This window comes from Deltaproteobacteria bacterium (genome assembly GCA_016177765.1).
Classification (GTDB): domain Bacteria; phylum UBA10199; class UBA10199; order JACPAL01; family JACOUP01; genus JACOUP01.
The window spans coordinates 1-1489 of the sequence record JACOUP010000019.1 but is presented as its reverse complement, the minus strand read 5'-3'; the positions used below and the strand labels follow the sequence as shown (position 1 = coordinate 1489).

The 1489-nt window shown below is 53.3% G+C and carries 1 protein-coding gene; it reads right to left on the bottom strand.

Going from position 1 to position 1489, the window contains the following annotated elements; genetic code table 11:
- Positions 1 to 9: 9 nt before the first annotated feature.
- Positions 10 to 1368 (bottom strand): IS1380 family transposase, encoded by a 1359-nt coding sequence (locus tag HYS22_09405; protein ID MBI1910365.1) that lies wholly within the window; start codon positions 1366 to 1368, stop codon positions 10 to 12.
- Between the last annotated feature and the right edge of the window lie 121 nt (positions 1369 to 1489).

Genomic DNA, 1489 nt, shown 5'->3' with positions numbered 1-1489 from the left:
GGCGATGCCCTAGCCAGACAACGGGAACCTCAAAGCCTCCAGCCGACACTCAGCTTTGTGATACTCCTCTTTCCAGGGATACCCCTCAGAAAGCCGCAACATTAGCTTCCTACCACCGCTTACCAGCCTCCCCGCAATCAGGAAGAAGTGCTGTCTCACCCACTTGGCCATCCTCTTTACCTTTTCCTGCCCCAGCACGCTCTCCTTAAACCAGTTCATCAGGTTATAGGTAAGCATGGTGATGTAGAAGTGAGCCATGTTGCCCCCATACTGGTGGGACACCACTGTGTCTAACCCGTAGCCCATCATCCCTTCCTTCAGCATGTTCTCCACATTGGCTCGGTCGTTATAGAAGCGCCACACCTCTTCCGGCGCCCAGCCTTCTATATCGGTCACTATCACCTGGTAGGTATGCCCCTTCAGCTCCAGCAGCTTCGGCTCCTTCTTCTTTTTCTCCCCCTCCTTTATCTCCTCCCGGATAACTATCATCCGCCGTGGCCGCTTCCAGTCCACCGCCTGGTACATGAACTCCCCAACCTCCACTCCCCCTCCTATGTCGCGGTATTGCACACCACCCAACTGGCACTGAATGGCAGGATAGAGCTTAGCTACCACTGCATACTTTATCTTCGCACTCTCCAAGGCTCGCAGAAACTTGTCGCCGAAGAAACCGGAATCAGCCCGCAGGAAAAGCTCCTTTATCTCAGAGGGCAATTGCGCCAGACATTCTCTCAGGAACCCCCTGATCCCCTGCAGGTTATTCGTATCCCCAGCGCGAAACCGCCCCCACAGGAAGTCTCGGGTCTCCCCAAGAAAGCAGAGCAGAGGGTGATAGCTTTTCCTTCCCGGCTTCTTGGGGTTATATCCCACCTTGGCACGCTGCTGTTTCCCATATGCCGTGATCACATGGGAGTCCATGTCCAGGGTTATCCTGGGCCACTGGCTCAAGTCTCCCCTCACCCGCCGCCACAGGTCTACATTAACCCCTCCAATCTCCCTGGCTGCCTCTACATTGAACTTGCCTAGAAAACGGCTCAGGCTGGTCTGATGAGGATAATCGTCTAAGCCTACTACCTGCTGGAAAACGCCATCCCGATGTAGTAGGGCTGTATCCGAAAGACGCTCCAGGTCCAGAGCTTGGGCATGCACCAGGGACAGGATCATATCCCCTGAGCTGTATTTCCTTTCCCGACGAGGCAACTGAATTCGCTGATCCAGGACCTCCTTAATCTCCAGTTTACCTACAAACTCGCCTAATAGCCCTATTCCTCCATACAGAGTCAGATTGGGACAGGTGAAGCTCACCTCAATCCCGTTGCCTTTTTTCCTGTTTTGCGTTACATTTTCCGTAGGCGCCTCCTTTCGCACCTCCCAGGTGCGGTTTCTCTTCAGCTACTTCGTAATTCACATACATACATTGTAGCTAAAAAGGAGGCGCCTTTCCTATCTGTTCCCCCTAAAGTCCCAAATCATTTACGCATTTTCTGGG